Genomic DNA, 15,245 nt, shown 5'->3' with positions numbered 1-15,245 from the left:
AGTAGCTGATAAAGTGACTAAAACAACTGTTCAGCAAGCTTTTTAGGATAAAACAAACTGCATGGAATAGGTGCTTCTAATTTGCCGGACAACACTGGCAGTCAAGAGCGTCCTGAATGTCATACTGCGACTTTTCCCCTTGTTTAGACAATGATTCTTGAATGGTCTTCAATCTTCCGGTTAGAATCTTCTTTTCCATCTCATATTTTTGTATCTTCGGCCGTCTACGTTCGTTTTCTTTCTCCGTATAATTAAATATGGGGCTTGTTACTTCTTTAAGCGCCGGGGACTTTCGCTCTGAAGGCCTGGCAATCACCAGCAAATATAGATTAACGGTTTCCGTCCAGTCCTGCTTTACCTGTATTTCAAATTTCCCCTGAATGGACAATGAAAGTACCGATAATACAAAAGATGCTATCATACCCACAGGAACCTGTAAGGATTCAGCCGCCGCCTTTGTGTATGTCCTTATCTCACCCGGTAAACAATCCACTGGAAACGGTATAAGTTGCTTTTTCTGTTTTTGGACTAGGGTAGTAAAAATAGCAAAATTAGCAGAACCCATATTTTCAGCTGCCCCTTGCGCCTTAGCTAGATTACCTTTTTTAATAAGGCCAATAGCTGCCTGTCGCTCATCTGTTGTAAATAATCTTCCGTCAATCTCTCCGGCTCTTGTTGTTTCCGTGGCTCACTCACCTTCTTTCCCTTATATGCCTGTTGTCCGTACCACCCAGCAACGTTTTTCATCATCTTATCGTGTTCTCTCTGCCACTCTGTAGTGATACCTGTGTAATAGTTCCGTGCCTGGCTGCATCCGGCCTCTTCCAATTTAGAAAGTGCCTCTTCTGCAAAGTCCGGCGTTGTCATGCTGTAGCCGAATATCCTTAAAAAGAAATTCTTGTTTAACTTTATATCCGGCCGAATACTGTCCAGCAATTCTTTCCTTGATGCCAATTAATCAACCCCCGCCTTCACTCCAAAGAATCTTTCCTGTACGTATGCCACGGGAACCTTGCCCCTGACTGTTATGTATCCTTTTTTAGAAAGTTCTTCGTTCATCTGCCTAATATACTGGTATGCTTTGCTTTCTGACACTTCTAAAAGCCCCTGAAGGTCTTTAGCTGTGTATACTTGTTTCTTTGGTCTATTATTTTTCTCAATCTCTGCAGCCAGTTCCATAATCTCTTTGTGCCGCTCCATAAATTCCGGACTATTCACACCCAGGCGCTCGGCCTCTTTTTGTACCATTGTTTCAATATCTGTATTTGTCACTTCTTTTCTCCTTTCCCTATTGAACTATTCCAGTTTTGGAAATGTTCATTTAATTAATAAGTTCCTAATTCAATTGTCAAGGTTCAATCATTCCCACACCCGCCCGGCGTATTAGTTAATCTGTTTCAATAATTTCAGTTACATCCACGCCTAAAGCCTTTGATATAGAGTTAAGCGTTTTAATTGAACACGTTTTACCGTTTTTGATATACGATAAGGTTTGCTTTGATACGCCGGACTCTCTCGATAATTGAGAAAAGCTATAGATGTTCTTTTTTGCCATAGTCAAGAGAAGACGCTCATTATTAATTTTCAAGGTTCATTCCCCCCTCCTTTCAGTATTCGTTATTGAATATATTTATTATAATATTCGTTATTGAAAATGTCAACATTGTTATTGAATATTCCAGAAAAATATTCTATACTGAATATGTGGAGGTGAAAAAAATGGGATTAAACGATATTTTTAAAATAGGTGATAGGATAAAGGAATTGAGGAAAGATAAAGGAATGTCAGCAAAGGAAACGGCAAAAGAGCTTAACATCAAATACCCAACGTATTCAAATTATGAAAACAATAATCGCACACCAGACTATAAAACATTAGTTAAAATTGCGGAGTACTATGGAATCAACCCAAGGCAGCTGGCACTTCCGCCAGGGTGGAAAATTAGTGAAAAGGATGGAGTTAGCATAGAAAGGGTCAATGTGGAGCAAATAGACGATATCAATCGGCAGAAATTGCTATACAATTACGAAAAGCTAAATGAATCCGGAAAGAAAGAAGCATCTAAACGGGTCTGGGAAATGACTAGGCTAAAAGAATATCAGAAGGATAATAAGGCCGTTAGCAAAGAATCAGATAAAGAAGAAAAGGTAAGCACTCGCAAAGCTACCCAGGAAGACATGGATTTATTTTGAACCTCCGTACCCGAAAGCACGCTGGTAATAGTTTCGCTCATTTTTGAGCAAAAGAAACTTTATAACATTTCTGTGAAAAAGATTATAAATATGGGTTCTGCTAATTTTGCTATTTTTACTACCCTATACCGTAACCAGATTTTGAATAGTTTTACTCATTTTTGAGTAATACATCCGTAGGTTTGCCTACGCCTGCAAAACCACAGTCGGGAATTCGACAACAAATTGAACCTGCTCAAAAATGAGCGAATTGTAACACCCTAAATTGAACTTAGACCGCTGAAAATTCAGCAGTGAACCCGTACTTTTTTGAGCAAGTTGAACTTTCGGCCCCATATGGGGTCAGTAGTGATGAGGCCAACGCAGAATTGCGTTCAGTTAAACATACATTGACAATAATATACTTACCCAGGGAACTGTTGGGGTGCTTTACTGGCCGCCGGATAAAGGAAGGAGGCTGGTGCTTATGGTTACATATAGTGATTTATTTACTTTTGTCATCATGCTTTGTGCCGTTATAACCCTTGTTATAATGATTTATAAACACAAAAAATAGCGCCCCTGTCCTGGTAAGATAAGGCGCTATTTTTTAAACCTATTTTCCCGGCGGTCAGGTGCAAGCTGGCCAACGGTTCCCTTGTTAAGTATATTATAGTCAATACTGTTGGATATGTCAAACTCTTTCAATCATTCCCACACCCGCCCGGCCAGAATGAAAGGAAGAATAATATGCCAACATACAAAGACGAAAAAACAAACACATGGTACTGCAAATTCTATTATGAGGACTACACTGGAACAAACAAACAGAAGTTCAAGAGGGGCTTTGAAAGAAAGAAGGACGCTCAGGACTGGGAAAGAGATTTCTTGACCAGCCAGACCGCCCAACCATCAATGCCCTTTAAGATATTAAGTGAATTGTATCTTGATGATAAGAAGCAGCACACAAAAGAAATCACTTATAAAACCAAGAAGGCCCGCATTGATACGTGGATACTTCCATATTTCAGTAATCAACCCATTAATGAGATTACCGCCGCTGATATCAGGAAATGGCAAGGGGATATAAAGAAGTCAAAAAATGCAAATAATCAACCATTATCCCCGGGATATATGCAAAATATTGTTATGGAGCTTTCAAGCCTCTTCAATTTTGCGGTCCGGTTTTATGGGCTTTCTGTGAACCCCTGTAGGATTGCAGGAAACACCATAGGAAAGAAGCAAAAAAGTTTAAACTTTTGGACAAAGGAAGAATTTGATTGCTTTATTTCTACTTTTAGCCCCTCTGATATTTATTATACAGCTTTCCTTGTCTTATATTATTGCGGGCTTAGAATCGGCGAATTTGAAGCTCTGACGGCGGCTGATATTGACTTGAAAGCCCACACCTTACAGATTAACAAGACTTACCACTTAATTGACGGAAAGGGAGTTGTTACATCACCCAAGACAAAGAAGGCAAACAGGACTATTATAATTCCTCAGTTCCTTGTTGATCTCCTAGAAAAACATGAAAATAGAATATATGCTTTAACGCCCTCTGCCCGCCTATTTCAAGCCTCTCATTCTACCTATGCAGGCAGTTAGAGACTCACACCAAAATGGCTAGAATCAAGCGTATACGGCTTCATGACCTGCGGCATTCACACGCTTCACTATTGATTGAATTGGGATTCTCTGCGCTCCTGGTGTCGGAACGCTTAGGGCATGAAAATGTATCAACCACATTAAATATATATTCTCACCTGTTCCCGTCAAAACAAAGTGAAGTTGCAAAAAGGCTTGATGAACTCTGTAAAAATAATGAGTACAGTGATACTAATTTGATACTAAAAAAATGTAAAGAGAGTGAAAATAAAGATTAGCAAACAGTAAAACGCACTAAAAACGTATAGAATAGCCACATACAGAGCAGAAAAACGGGGTTTCCGATTCCCGTTATCTGCTTTTATTGTATCCTAAAATCTGCAAAGTCAAATACCTCGCGGGGAAAACTGATTCTTATCCTCTCAATGTTGCGATCAGTCTTTTTGGTTTTTCAAGCAATTCTAACCCATCCACAATAGAGGTTACACAGACATCTGCCTGTGAAATCAGTCTTCCGCTGGCCCCTTCTCTTCCTGCAATTGCAATGGATAAAACGCATTCTTTGCACATAAGGCAGTCATTGCGGCCATTTCCTACGGCTGCACATTTTTCCAATCCAAGACTTTTTGCAATTGCCAATTTTGACTGCATAGCCGTGCCATTTGGAAATGTCTTAATCTCAACCGGCAGATCTGCACACCTTTGAGCAGCAGTCCCATGTGTATCTGCCGTCAGGACGTATATTTTAAACGTTTTGGACAGGGAAAGCAGTTTTTCTTTTACTGCGCCGGAATTTCTCCGTCAACAGCGATGGTTCCGTTATAGTCCAGCAAAAGGTATTCCAAATTTAAAATCTTATACCCCGGGATATCAACTTTCATATGACCTCCTAAATATAACTCAGCTGTTCTCTGGCAAGCTCTGAGGAAGGATGCTCAAAAAACATATCTTTTTTTGTAACTTCCAGCACGCCTCCCCGATCCATAAATACCACCCAGTCTGCGATTCTCCTTGCCTGTGCAAGATTGTGTGTCACTATGACCAGTGTATACTGCTCTTTTAACTCAAGCATTGTTTTTTCAATAGCGATTGTATTTTTCAAATCCAAAGCGGAGCACGGCTCATCCAAGACCAGCATATCTGGTTTTGCACACAGGCTCCTTGCAATTGCAAGGCGCTGCTTCTGACCTCCGGACAAGTTTTTTGCGGGTGTTTTCATATGATTTTTCACTTCATCATAGAGCTTCGCTTTTTTCATACACGCTTCTATTTCCTGTCTGATTGCAGATTTATCTCTCAGTCCGTGATATTTTAAAACATAGGACAGATTCTTTTCAATGCTGCAGGGGAAAACTGTCGGCTGCTGAAAAACCATTCCTATTTTCTTTCTGAGCATTTCCTTTGGCATCCGTTTACAGTCTGCTCCTTTCAGAAGAACACTTCCATCAATATACCCGCCTTCCTCTTCCAGTATTCTGTTCATAGACTTTAGAAGTGTTGTCTTGCCACACCCTGACTGCCCTACAATGGCCGTGATTTTGTGCCCGGGTATTGCCAAGTTAATTCCGTGCAGAATTTCTTTTTTCCCAAATCCTGCTTTTAAATTTTGTATTTCAAGCATGGGCTTCAAACCTCATCTACTTTCTTTTCTCTCCTGCAGAGATGTAACGCCTTTGCACAGCAGTTGAACCAACAGTAGAAATGCCATAAGCACAAAGGCTGTACCAAATGCGTATTCCAGTGAAAATCCGTTATTCACAAGCATGTACAAATGATAGGGCAGCGACATAAACGGATCGGTGAGTTTCCTTGGAATATCAGCCTGCATTACCGCACCGGTATATAAAATAGGTGCAACCGCCCCCATCCCGTATGCCATCCCAAGAGCAACTGTCCCCAATAATTCTGATGCACAGTGTGGTAAAATAAGTTTTCTCAGTGTGTATTCTTTTGAAAGGCCGAGACCTAAAGACTCTTCCATGTATCCCCGCCTTTTTTCCTCAAAGATCTTCTTCGCCCGTATTGAAACAAAGGGAACAATCATCGCTGCCACAGATATTGATGCACAAAGCAGGCTTCTGCCGATTCCAAGCTTATAGATCAATAGGGTGTATCCCACAAGTCCAAACAAAATAGAAGGGATTCCTGAAAGGCCCAGTATTGCTGTGTTCACCAGGACAGAAAGCCATTTTCGGTCCGAGTAAAAAGCAAGGTACAGAGCAGCTCCGATCCCCAGTAATCCACCCATCAAGGCTGATAGCCCTCCGAGAAATATAGAGCCTATCAATGCCGGAAAAATGCCTCCGTCTGTTCCGACGGGCACTCCGGAAGGTGAATCCAGCAAAAACGAAAGACTGATAACGCCTCTTCCTTTCCAAAACACATAGACAAATAGAAATAAAGCTATTCCTATGGCTGACACTCCCAACAAAAAACAAGCGAGCCTTGTCAAATACTTTCCCACTCTATGTCTCATCTTTGTCAAGTCTCCTTCTCAACATATGTCCACAGCCCAGCACAACAAAAAGCAATATAAGAAGAACTGCATTTGCCGCATATAGCACCGACAAATGCATACTTCCATACTCAATACTTCCCATTTCCAATGCTGTCAGAGCCGGAATGGTCTGTCCCCTGCCAAAAAACTTTGGGAAAATAGGGGAATTCCCGATTACCATCATAACAGCCATTGTCTCACCTAATCCACGTCCAAAGGCCATCATAGCAGCTGCTATGATCCCTCTGCGGATGGATGGCAGTATAGTCTTAAGCAGAACTGCTTCCTTTGACAGCCCCAGTGCCAGAGCCGAAAGCTCATAAGTTTTTCGTGCGTTTTGAACAGACTCGCTGCAGGTGGCAATCACATAGGGCAGGAGCATGACGCCAAGAACAATACCTGCCGCCAGCACACACTGTCCTGCCGCCATTTTCCCTATTTTTGCAAAACCTTTCACCACAACAGTCAGCCCTATAAAGCCAAATATAACCGAAGGAATGCCGGCCACAAGTTCGATAAAGGATAAAAAGATTTTTGCAATGTTATCCGGCAGATAATAGTTTAGGAATAAGGCCCCGCCCACTCCAAAAATCAGGGCAAGTATCACGGCTATTGCCGATACATACAAAGTACCTGTTATTGCCGGAAGCAATCCGAACTGTGGAGTGCCGCTCACCGGCTGCCATTTTGTATCTGCCTGAAACATTTCTGCTCCTAACGTAGAAAAAGCCGGGATACTCTCTCTGATAATATGTATCAGCATGAGCACAAGCAGCGCAGATACACTGACTGCGGCAGTTATTATAACTCCCTTGAAAAATATATCAGCAAATTTTTTTCGCATAATATCTTAGCTTAGCCCATGGGGATAAATCCCATATCCTCAACTGTTTTCTGACCTTCCTCTCCCAGAACCACGTCCAGAAACGCCTGCTGTTCGTCTGTTGATTCCCCCGATGTAACCAGCAGCAGCGGCCGCTGAATAATGTAGGAGCCATCGATAATATTTTCCGCTGTCGCCTCCACACCATCTACTTTTAATGTAACAATCTTTCCCTCATTCTGATTGGCAACACCATAGGAAGCATATCCAATGGCATAAGGATTATCAATGACAGACTGTACCAGTTCCCCCATAGAAGATGCCTGGATTGCATCTGCCTTTACATCTGTATCTCCCATAATGTTTTTCTGGAACACTTCATGTGCACCACCATTAATATCACGGGTAATTACTACTACCTCTTCGCCTGGAAGGGAGTCATCCAGATCTTTCCAGGTCGCATACTCTCCTGAGAACAATGCCACAATCTGATCCTTTGTAAGGTTGTCCAACACCTTTGTCACCGGATTTTCCGGATTCACAGCCAGTGTCAAAGCATCAATCCCAACCTGATATTCTTTCTCATCTTTGATTGCTTCTTTCTCTTCGTCCTTTACTTCCCTGGCTACCATACCAAAGGTTGTAGTCATCTTTTATATGATAGCATTATGAAGCAGGCAATTCAAATTCATATAATCAATAAATATATTTGCTTTCCCTATAATATATCAAGTTTTTCTTCCAGCTTCTCCCGCACCTGTTTTACCTTTCCCGGACTACGTCCGCCGGAATTGATTCCTATGACAATATCATCTCTTGTTATAACGGACGGAAAATAAAAATCACATAAATCTTTATCATCTGCTGTATTAAACAGAATTCTTCTGCCTTTTTCTCTCTCCAGTACCCTGCACTCATCCGCGATGCTGTGGTTTAGCTGCCTGTCATCTGTAGCGGCAAGAACCATATCCGCCCCGGCAATATCCCCTTTTTCATACTCTCTTATCATACAATATATTCTTCCGTCTTCATTTAGTTCCAGCAGCTGCCTTGTAACTTCCGGCGCTATGACAGTAATGTTTCCTGCAAAATATGTAAGTGTATCTACCCGTCTCGCAGCAATCCTTCCGCCTCCGACCACCACAATCTTTTTCTCTGATATGTCAACAAACATTGGGAAATATGATTTTTCCATCCTGCCGCCTCCTTATATACTGTTATAGCATATACAGCAATGCATTACAGATACATGCCGCAATATTACTTCCGCCTTTTCTCCCTTTTGCCACAATGGAGGGAATCTCCTTTAGACTTAATATCAATTCCTTTGACTGAATTACATTCACAAAGCCTACAGGCACTCCGATTATCAGTTCCGGGTGAAGCTTATTTTCCTGTATCAGCTCATAAAGGCGGACCAGCGCAGTGGGTGCATTTCCTATAGCAAAAATCAATTTTTTGTCCAAAGCGGCAGCTTTTTCCATACTCACTGCAGCACGGGTGATGCCCCTCTCTTTTGCCGCCCGGGCCACATCTTCATCGGACATGAAGCAGTAGACCTCCCCACCATACTTAGCCAGCTGTTTCTTGTTAATTCCGGCTTTCCCCATCTGTGTATCTGTGATAATAGAGGCTCCCTTTTTCAGCGCATCCAGTGTGTGCTTCACTACATCTTCTGTAAATACCAGGCTTTTTGCATAATCAAAGTCTGCACTGGTATGGATACATCTTTTTACAATAGGCTCTGTCCCCGGAATAAGCGGTGTATCCCTCAATTCCTCTGTAATGATTTCAAAGCTTCTGGCTTCAATCTCCTGGGGCAATACTTTTTCAAGTTCTATATGTTCCCTATGATTCATCATCATTTCATCTGTCTCCCTTCAGAGGCATACCTACACCACACACTACCCTGTCCACCCGGCAGGAATATGCCGCAACTTCCGTGCAGATACGTCCGGTCAGCTCTCTGTATCTTCTTTCAAATGCATCGATGGGCACAAGGCCATATCCAATTTCATCTGTGACAATTATCAGCCCCGGATTCTTTTGGGCAATATTTTTAGCCAGTCCTTCGAATTCATTTCCTTCTTCAAGCATCCGTCTGATATATTTTTCGAAATGATAAATCCCCTCACAGGTATAAATAGCTTCCAAAGGGCATGCGCCTCCGTCTTCCCACTGCGGATTTCCGTATAGCTTTTCTGCAAATTTACGCTTTCCCTGATAAGCTCCGCCCGTTACCAAATACAAAGTTTTTTGCTCGGTAAACTCTTTTTCTTTTCTCATATAACTTGATTCCTTCATTTTTATAGTGACAGGAATTCCATATACCACCTCTGTCACAATATCGGCATCCTCTGCCATCTTCCTGTTGATTTCTGCCAAGGCCTTTTTATATAGCTCCATCTCTTTTGAGCTTCTCACAGAATCTGAGCAAACTTCATTTGTCACAACCACAAGACAGCTGCATACTTTTCGGAGTTTCTCTATCCCCTGCAGAATTTTTTCTGCTGCATATTTTCCTGCCCCTTCCGGCTCGTACATTTCATTTGCCGTCAAGTTCGATATACATTCCAGCAAAACACAAGATTTTCCATTATCACTCTGGAAAAGTTCCGACTCAGTCAGATGCTCAAGGTCTGTATAGCACTCCAGGGTGGAAAACCCCTTTTTCGCACGCATACTTCGGTGACGGCGGATTTTTTCCATTGTCTCATCTCCGTAGGGGATCATTGTCGCTATATATATTAAATTTCCGGTTGGGCCATCTGTCTTACATTCCTCATAGTATCTACATATAGTATCCTCCGAAAAGGAAGATTTTCCGCTTCCGGCCCCTCCTGTCACAACATGAAACATATATGTCTCCCTACTTTCTGTTGTCCCAATTTTTCTTTACTGTATCACTGTATATCTGCATGTCTGTATTCTAATGCCCCGGTAGCCGGATTTTGGGTTATGCCTGTAATCCGGGGACGAATCAGGTTGCAGCTTTTCATAGAAAAAAGCGGAATAATATAGAACTCCCCCCCCACTGCCAGCTGCTCTGCCTCATGCATCAGTTTTCCCCTCTTTACAGGGTCGGTCTCTTGATCCGACTGTGCCACAAGTGCATCATACTTCTCGTCCGCAATCCCACTGCAATTGTAAGTACTGTTGGACAGCAGCATAGACAGATAGGTGTAAGGATCCGCAAAATCCGCCGTCCAGTTCATTCTGCACAAATCAAAGCTGCCTGCCCGGCGCTCTGTATAATTTACTTGTAATTCCTGGGCATTCAATTTAATAGAAATGTTCAGATTCTTTTTCAGTTGTTCCTGAATGACCTGCGCCGTATCGGAATCCATTTCCAGAGAAGGATAATTATAGGTCAAAGTCGGAAAACCTTTCCCCCCGGGATAGCCTGCATCTGCCAGAAGCTGTTTCGCCTCTTCTAAATTCTCCTCAAATGGAGGGGCTGCCTCATCTACAAAATATTTTCCTGTACTTTTGTCCTTCATGTATTTGGCTACAAGGTTCACAGCAGGCTCTGTATCTTCCCCGATAGCTTTGCACAGCTCTTTTCTGTCAATAGCAAGATTCAGCGCCTTTCTCACCCGCACATCATCCAGAGGTTTTACATTCAAGTTGGGATAAATGTACCGTGTCGCTATTGTATCTGTGATCACCAGATCCTCTTTTCCCTCATACAATTTCATTACCGAGGACTGAAGAGCCGGCGCAACGTCCACCTCTTTAGTCTCATAAGCATTTGCCATGGATTGCTGATCATCAAAAAAACGATATGTAATCTGATCCAGCTTCACCGACTCGGCATTCCAGTATTTGGGATTCTTTTTCAGTACAAAATATTGTTCAGGTACATATTCTGCCAGATAAAAGGGACCGTTGGATACACTTGTAGACGGATCTTTGTCCCATCCACTGTCTGTCTTCTTTGCATACTTCACACAGGATGGAGTATAGACCGGAAGCCTTAACAAGTCCAGAAAATACACACAGGGTTTTTCAAGAGTAAACACAAGGGTCTTATCATCCGGTGTTTCCACTCCCAAACTGTCTATGCCTGCCTTGCCATTGTAAATAGCTTCGGCATTTTTAATAGGGAAAAGATAATTTGCATAGCCATTTCCACTTTTGGGATTCAATGCCCGTACCATGGTATTTAGAAAGTCAGAGGATGTCACAGGGGTTCCATCTGACCATACAGCATCCCTGCGCAGATGGAATGTCCACACTGTGGAATCCTTATTGACCTCGTAGTCTTTAGCGGCGCGGTACTCTATGCCGCCCTTTTCATTATAAGTCAGCAGTTCATCCAATGCAGAGACCGAATAAGAAAGATATGTCAAAGCTATCATTCCCGCAGGATCCAATCCTCCTGTCTCACTGTTCACAGCAACCACAATCTCCTTTTTTTCTCCTGTCTTCTGCTCCTGCCTGCCACATCCGCTCAAGATGGCAGATGTCAGCAGCACCATTATCAATAAAACGCTTAGTACTTTCTTCATAATGCTTTACTCCTGTCTGTATCTCTATATCTGTGAAGTCATTTTATAATCGTCGTTTCTTTTTCCTGTGTATTCTTCTGAATACAGGAAACATGCAATTTTCCGCTCTCCAAAAGTATATGTTTTAGGGCTCTGAGCATAGCAGCATTCCATTGCATACCCGCACCTGGGGGCAAAGGGACATCCCTCACCCAAAAGTTTCTTTCCCCCGGATTCTTTCACCTTCCACATTCTCCGTTTTCTTTTGGCCATTTTGGGATTTGGAGGCAGGATTGCGGATAATAGAGTTTTTGTGTATGGATGCCAGGGATCCTCATAAATACTCCGGGTGTTCCCGGACTCCACAAATACACCCTCATACATAACCCCCAGCCTCTGGCTAATTCTTTTTACCACATTCAAGTCATGGGAAATGAACAGGCAGGAAATCTGCTTTTCTATCTGAACCTGCTCCAACAGCTCCAGTATCTGCTCCTGTGTGGAAATATCCAGAGATGAGACCGGCTCGTCACATATCATTAGCTCCGGCTCTAGTATCAGCGCCCTCGCAATCGCAATGCGCTGCCGCTGGCCTCCTGAAAATGCCTGGGGATATTTTTCTGTATCTTTCGGGGAAAGGCCAACCAGATTTAATGTCTCTATCACCTTTTTCCTTCGTCCTTCAGAAGATAATTTTGTATTCAGCTGAAGCGGTTCCTCCAATATATCCTCAATAGTCATCTTAGGGTTTAGAGATGACTGTACATCCTGGAATACCATCTGAATCTGCCGATTCATCTTAAGAAGAGGCACTCCCTTGAACAGAATGTTTCCCTTAGTAGGCTGATACACCCCGGCAGCCATTCCTGCCAGTGTAGTTTTTCCGCACCCACTTTCTCCGACCAGTCCGTAGATTTCCCCTTTATTAATATAAAAGGAAACATTATTCACCGCCTCTGTCTGTTCCCGGTTTATTCTGCCAGGGTACTGTTTTGTGACATGTTCTGCCACAAACAGCGGATTCCGGCTCACCATACTGTGAGGTAATTTCTGCAAATGAGAAGCCTTTTCGATCAGTTCCTTTGTATACATATGCCGGGGCTCACGGAAAATATCATCTGTCACACCTTCTTCCACGATTTTCCCATTGTGCATCACAATCACACGGCTGCAGACGGATGCTATCACGCCCAGGTCGTGGCTTACAAATAGAACGGCTGTCCCAGTTTCTTTAGAAATCCTCTTTATGAGCTGAAGAATCTGTCCCTGCACCGTCACGTCCAGCGCAGTAGTCGGTTCATCTGCAATCAAAAGCCTGGGCTCACAGGCAAGTGCAATAGCAGTTGCGACCCTCTGCCGCATACCGCCTGACAATTCAAATGAATACTGTCTCATTCTCTCTGCAGGCCGGCGGATTCCCACCATATCCAGAAGCTCTTTTGCTCTCTGACGGGCACCGCCTCTGGTACAGGCTTTATCGTGTGCATGGATGACCTCTGTGATCTGCCTGCCAATCTTTACTGTAGGGTTTAAATAGCTCAATGGCTCCTGAAATATCATGGAAATCTGTCTGCCCCGTATGGATTCCATCTTTTTTTCATAGAGCTTCTCTTCCTTCACTGCGGATTTCCCGTCCGCTGAAAAAGGGGGTGTAATGTCCTCTTGGGAAAGAATCAGTTTTTGACATTTTACTTCAGCTCTCTTAGGCAGCAGTCCCATGATTGCCTGCATTGCAGTACTTTTCCCTGAGCCTGATTCCCCAACAATCCCCACAATTTCTCCTGGCTCCACGTTAAAACTGATGTCCCTTACCGTTTCCCCCCCGGCATAGCTGTCATGAAATTGTACACTTAAGTTCTGTACACTTAGCAAACTCATCCTCTATATCCTTTCCCCTGGGAAAACGAAATAAACATCCTCGCTTCCGATTGGTTTTCTCCCGCTTCAACACCTGCACCTATGAGATTCATGGACAGAAGCAAAATACAAAGAATCAAAATGGGATACAGTATCTGGGCCGGATACACCAGCATCTGGCTTCTGGCATCCTGGATCAGAGTTCCAAGACTTGCCGCCGGTGCAGATATTCCTGCCCCCACAAAGCTTAAAAAGGCTTCTGTAAAAATGGCCTTTGGCACCATAAAGGTAATGTTCACAATCACGGGACCTGCCCCATTCGGTAAGATGTAACGTCTCAATATTCTGCCCGCAGTTGCCCCTGTCATCCTTGCAGCGATACAATATTCCCTGGTTTTCAGCCTCATGACCTCTCCCCGGACAATGCGGGCTAAGTCTATCCATCCCGAGATACAGATCCCTAAGAGGATACTGCCTACATTCGCTCCCAGAGCAAGTGTAATCAAAATTACATAAAGTAAAGAAGGAATAGCATCTATTATATCTGCAAGACGCATCAGAATCAAATCTGTCTTCCCGCCTGCATACCCTGCTGCACTTCCGTACAAAATACCGAATAATCCGCATATTGCAGTACTCCCCAGCCCTACAAGAAGACTGATTCTGGTTCCATACCATACTCTCACAAAAATATCTCTGCCAAATTTGTCGGTTCCGAATATGTGACTGACGGAGGAACTTAAGTTCTGTCTGTCTACATCCTGCGCCTGATAAGAATAGGGGGAAAATACCGGTACCAGAACCGCCAGCAAAATCACCAGTATAAGAATAATCAATCCCGCCGTAAGTAAAGGGTTTTTCCGAAACATTGCTTTCATAGAAAAGTCCTCCTTACTCTGGGATCCAACCAGGCAGTAAGCAAATCCGTCAGGAGGTTAATTCCGATCACTACAATCCCCATGAATACTGTCAATCCCAGTATCAGTGTATAATCCCTGTTTCCGATTGAATTTACAAATTCCCTGCCCAGCCCCGGAATCGTAAATATACTCTCCACCGCAAAGCTCCCGGTCAGAAGAAATGCAGCGGCCGGGCCAAGATAATTCAGCACTGGAATCCACGCGTTTTTCAAGACATGTGTCAAAATTGTCCTTCGATATCCAAGTCCCTTTGCTCTGGCCATAACTACATAGTCCTTTTCCATTTCTCTGCAAAAAGTGTTCTGTACCAGCCTCGTGATTACTGCTGTGGGGTAAGCCGCCAGCGAAAGTACCGGGAGCACATAGTTTCTTGAGTCTGTCAGTCCGGCAATAGGAAAGAGCTTTAACTTTACCCCAAAAAGAAGTATCAAAAGCAAAGCGATGACAAAGTTCGGGATGCCTGTCCCCAGGATGGCTCCGAAAAAAATGCCGCCTCTCACCACTTTGTTTTTAGAAGAGGCCTGCCAGATGCCAAATACTGTTCCTAAGACTGATGCCGTTAAAATTGCAAGTAATCCTAAAATAGCTGTGCTGGGTACGGCTCTAATAATTACCTCCACTACCGTTACATCTGGCTTTTTTAATGAAACACCCAAGTCACCCCGGAGGAGATTTTTCAGGTAAACCTGATACTGTTTAAGCACTGGCCTGTCTAGTCCATATTCTTTTTCTATAGATTTCAAAATGTCTTCCGACACATTTCCGCTCTGGAAGGGACTCCCCGGCATCATCCGCGTCAGGAAAAAGCCAGCTGTTACGAGCATGAAGAGAGAAAGTACACTTATCAATATTCGCTTTCCAATGTATTTTGGCATCCT

Annotated in this window: 19 protein-coding genes; 3 read left to right on the top strand and 16 right to left on the bottom strand. The window is 43.1% G+C overall.

The window, feature by feature from the left end:
- Positions 1-76: 76 nt before the first annotated feature.
- The 4 genes from EDD59_RS10185 to EDD59_RS10170 form a co-directional block, all read right to left on the bottom strand.
- Positions 77-493, bottom strand: a complete 417-nt coding sequence (locus EDD59_RS10185; protein WP_165920904.1) for a DUF3987 domain-containing protein — start codon at positions 491-493, stop codon at positions 77-79.
- A 98-nt stretch (positions 494-591) separates the two neighbouring features.
- A complete protein-coding gene (locus tag EDD59_RS10180; RefSeq protein WP_132381463.1) occupies positions 592-954 on the bottom strand; it encodes a hypothetical protein in 363 nt (120 codons plus the stop codon).
- On the bottom strand, positions 955-1,272 hold the full coding sequence (locus EDD59_RS10175) for a hypothetical protein (protein WP_243117388.1): 318 nt from the start codon (positions 1,270-1,272) through the stop codon (positions 955-957).
- A 115-nt stretch (positions 1,273-1,387) separates the two neighbouring features.
- The gene (locus tag EDD59_RS10170) at positions 1,388-1,588 is read right to left on the bottom strand and encodes a helix-turn-helix domain-containing protein (RefSeq protein ID WP_132381461.1); all 201 of its coding nucleotides are present in this window, start codon (positions 1,586-1,588) and stop codon (positions 1,388-1,390) included.
- A 131-nt stretch (positions 1,589-1,719) separates the two neighbouring features.
- On the opposite strand from EDD59_RS10170, the gene EDD59_RS10165 reads away from it, so the two are divergent.
- The 3 genes from EDD59_RS10165 to EDD59_RS10155 all read left to right on the top strand — a co-directional run bounded on the left by EDD59_RS10165 (position 1,720) and on the right by EDD59_RS10155 (position 4,058).
- Complete coding sequence (locus EDD59_RS10165; protein ID WP_132381459.1) at positions 1,720-2,193, top strand: helix-turn-helix domain-containing protein; 474 nt, start codon at positions 1,720-1,722, stop codon at positions 2,191-2,193.
- 729 nt (positions 2,194-2,922) lie between these two features.
- Positions 2,923-3,780 (top strand): site-specific integrase, encoded by an 858-nt coding sequence (locus EDD59_RS10160; RefSeq protein WP_132381457.1) that lies wholly within the window; start codon positions 2,923-2,925, stop codon positions 3,778-3,780.
- A gap of 14 nt (positions 3,781-3,794) precedes the next feature.
- The gene (locus tag EDD59_RS10155; RefSeq protein ID WP_132381455.1) at positions 3,795-4,058 is read left to right on the top strand and encodes a tyrosine-type recombinase/integrase; all 264 of its coding nucleotides are present in this window, start codon (positions 3,795-3,797) and stop codon (positions 4,056-4,058) included.
- Positions 4,059-4,194: 136 nt separating this feature from the next.
- Here the strand turns inward: EDD59_RS10155 and EDD59_RS18140 are convergent, their stop codons facing one another.
- The 12 genes from EDD59_RS18140 to EDD59_RS10095 all read right to left on the bottom strand — a co-directional run bounded on the left by EDD59_RS18140 (position 4,195) and on the right by EDD59_RS10095 (position 15,242).
- Positions 4,195-4,431, bottom strand: coding sequence for a hypothetical protein (locus EDD59_RS18140; protein WP_243117387.1), 237 nt, complete (start codon positions 4,429-4,431; stop codon positions 4,195-4,197).
- Between the two features lie 238 nt (positions 4,432-4,669).
- Positions 4,670-5,401 (bottom strand): phosphate ABC transporter ATP-binding protein, encoded by a 732-nt coding sequence (locus EDD59_RS10145; protein ID WP_132381453.1) that lies wholly within the window; start codon positions 5,399-5,401, stop codon positions 4,670-4,672.
- 12 nt (positions 5,402-5,413) lie between these two features.
- Positions 5,414-6,256: a PstA family ABC transporter permease gene (locus tag EDD59_RS10140; protein ID WP_132381451.1), complete on the bottom strand. Its 843-nt coding sequence runs from the start codon at positions 6,254-6,256 to the stop codon at positions 5,414-5,416.
- Positions 6,246-7,121 (bottom strand): phosphate ABC transporter permease subunit PstC, encoded by an 876-nt coding sequence (gene pstC / locus EDD59_RS10135; RefSeq protein WP_132381449.1) that lies wholly within the window; start codon positions 7,119-7,121, stop codon positions 6,246-6,248. The genes EDD59_RS10140 and pstC overlap by 11 nt, the downstream gene beginning before the upstream one ends.
- Before the next feature lie 11 nt (positions 7,122-7,132).
- The gene (locus EDD59_RS10130) at positions 7,133-7,750 is read right to left on the bottom strand and encodes a phosphate ABC transporter substrate-binding protein (protein ID WP_243117386.1); all 618 of its coding nucleotides are present in this window, start codon (positions 7,748-7,750) and stop codon (positions 7,133-7,135) included.
- 68 nt (positions 7,751-7,818) lie between these two features.
- Positions 7,819-8,295: a precorrin-2 dehydrogenase/sirohydrochlorin ferrochelatase family protein gene (locus EDD59_RS10125; RefSeq protein ID WP_132381447.1), complete on the bottom strand. Its 477-nt coding sequence runs from the start codon at positions 8,293-8,295 to the stop codon at positions 7,819-7,821.
- A gap of 22 nt (positions 8,296-8,317) precedes the next feature.
- The gene (locus EDD59_RS10120) at positions 8,318-8,965 is read right to left on the bottom strand and encodes a precorrin-8X methylmutase (protein WP_243117385.1); all 648 of its coding nucleotides are present in this window, start codon (positions 8,963-8,965) and stop codon (positions 8,318-8,320) included.
- A gap of 1 nt (position 8,966) precedes the next feature.
- Positions 8,967-9,959, bottom strand: a complete 993-nt coding sequence (locus EDD59_RS18445) for a bifunctional adenosylcobinamide kinase/adenosylcobinamide-phosphate guanylyltransferase (RefSeq protein WP_132381445.1) — start codon at positions 9,957-9,959, stop codon at positions 8,967-8,969.
- Positions 9,960-10,003: 44 nt separating this feature from the next.
- Positions 10,004-11,611: a peptide ABC transporter substrate-binding protein gene (locus EDD59_RS10110; protein ID WP_132381443.1), complete on the bottom strand. Its 1,608-nt coding sequence runs from the start codon at positions 11,609-11,611 to the stop codon at positions 10,004-10,006.
- Positions 11,612-11,635: 24 nt separating this feature from the next.
- Positions 11,636-13,468, bottom strand: coding sequence for an ABC transporter ATP-binding protein (locus EDD59_RS10105; protein ID WP_132381441.1), 1,833 nt, complete (start codon positions 13,466-13,468; stop codon positions 11,636-11,638).
- Positions 13,465-14,325, bottom strand: coding sequence for an ABC transporter permease (locus tag EDD59_RS10100; RefSeq protein ID WP_132381439.1), 861 nt, complete (start codon positions 14,323-14,325; stop codon positions 13,465-13,467). The genes EDD59_RS10105 and EDD59_RS10100 overlap by 4 nt, the downstream gene beginning before the upstream one ends.
- Positions 14,322-15,242 carry an ABC transporter permease gene (locus EDD59_RS10095; protein WP_132381437.1) on the bottom strand — a complete coding sequence of 307 codons (921 nt, stop codon included), beginning with the start codon at positions 15,240-15,242 and terminating at the stop codon, positions 14,322-14,324. Before EDD59_RS10095 ends, EDD59_RS10100 begins: the two co-directional genes overlap by 4 nt.
- Positions 15,243-15,245 lie beyond the last annotated feature (3 nt).

The sequence above is a fragment of the Muricomes intestini genome, assembly GCF_004346165.1.
In the GTDB taxonomy this organism is placed as follows: Bacteria; Bacillota; Clostridia; order Lachnospirales; family Lachnospiraceae; genus Muricomes; species Muricomes intestini.
The sequence above is the reverse complement of the archived record's forward strand: the minus strand, read 5'-3'. Positions and strand labels throughout refer to the sequence as shown.

What these genes read in the sequence shown, in the direction of transcription:
- EDD59_RS10165 (WP_132381459.1), top strand. Translation starts at nt 1,720, where the DNA reads ATGGGATTAAACGATATTTTTAAAATAGGTGATAGGATAAAGGAATTG.
- EDD59_RS10160 (WP_132381457.1), top strand. Translation starts at nt 2,923, where the DNA reads ATGCCAACATACAAAGACGAAAAAACAAACACATGGTACTGCAAATTC.
- EDD59_RS10155 (WP_132381455.1), top strand. Translation starts at nt 3,795, where the DNA reads ATGGCTAGAATCAAGCGTATACGGCTTCATGACCTGCGGCATTCACAC.
- EDD59_RS18140 (WP_243117387.1), bottom strand. Translation starts at nt 4,431, where the DNA reads ATGCAGTCAAAATTGGCAATTGCAAAAAGTCTTGGATTGGAAAAATGT.
- EDD59_RS10145 (WP_132381453.1), bottom strand. Translation starts at nt 5,401, where the DNA reads ATGCTTGAAATACAAAATTTAAAAGCAGGATTTGGGAAAAAAGAAATT.
- EDD59_RS10140 (WP_132381451.1), bottom strand. Translation starts at nt 6,256, where the DNA reads ATGAGACATAGAGTGGGAAAGTATTTGACAAGGCTCGCTTGTTTTTTG.
- pstC (WP_132381449.1), bottom strand. Translation starts at nt 7,121, where the DNA reads ATGCGAAAAAAATTTGCTGATATATTTTTCAAGGGAGTTATAATAACT.
- EDD59_RS10130 (WP_243117386.1), bottom strand. Translation starts at nt 7,750, where the DNA reads ATGACTACAACCTTTGGTATGGTAGCCAGGGAAGTAAAGGACGAAGAG.
- EDD59_RS10125 (WP_132381447.1), bottom strand. Translation starts at nt 8,295, where the DNA reads ATGGAAAAATCATATTTCCCAATGTTTGTTGACATATCAGAGAAAAAG.
- EDD59_RS10120 (WP_243117385.1), bottom strand. Translation starts at nt 8,965, where the DNA reads ATGATGATGAATCATAGGGAACATATAGAACTTGAAAAAGTATTGCCC.
- EDD59_RS18445 (WP_132381445.1), bottom strand. Translation starts at nt 9,959, where the DNA reads ATGTTTCATGTTGTGACAGGAGGGGCCGGAAGCGGAAAATCTTCCTTT.
- EDD59_RS10110 (WP_132381443.1), bottom strand. Translation starts at nt 11,611, where the DNA reads ATGAAGAAAGTACTAAGCGTTTTATTGATAATGGTGCTGCTGACATCT.
- EDD59_RS10105 (WP_132381441.1), bottom strand. Translation starts at nt 13,468, where the DNA reads ATGAGTTTGCTAAGTGTACAGAACTTAAGTGTACAATTTCATGACAGC.
- EDD59_RS10100 (WP_132381439.1), bottom strand. Translation starts at nt 14,325, where the DNA reads ATGAAAGCAATGTTTCGGAAAAACCCTTTACTTACGGCGGGATTGATT.
- EDD59_RS10095 (WP_132381437.1), bottom strand. Translation starts at nt 15,242, where the DNA reads ATGCCAAAATACATTGGAAAGCGAATATTGATAAGTGTACTTTCTCTC.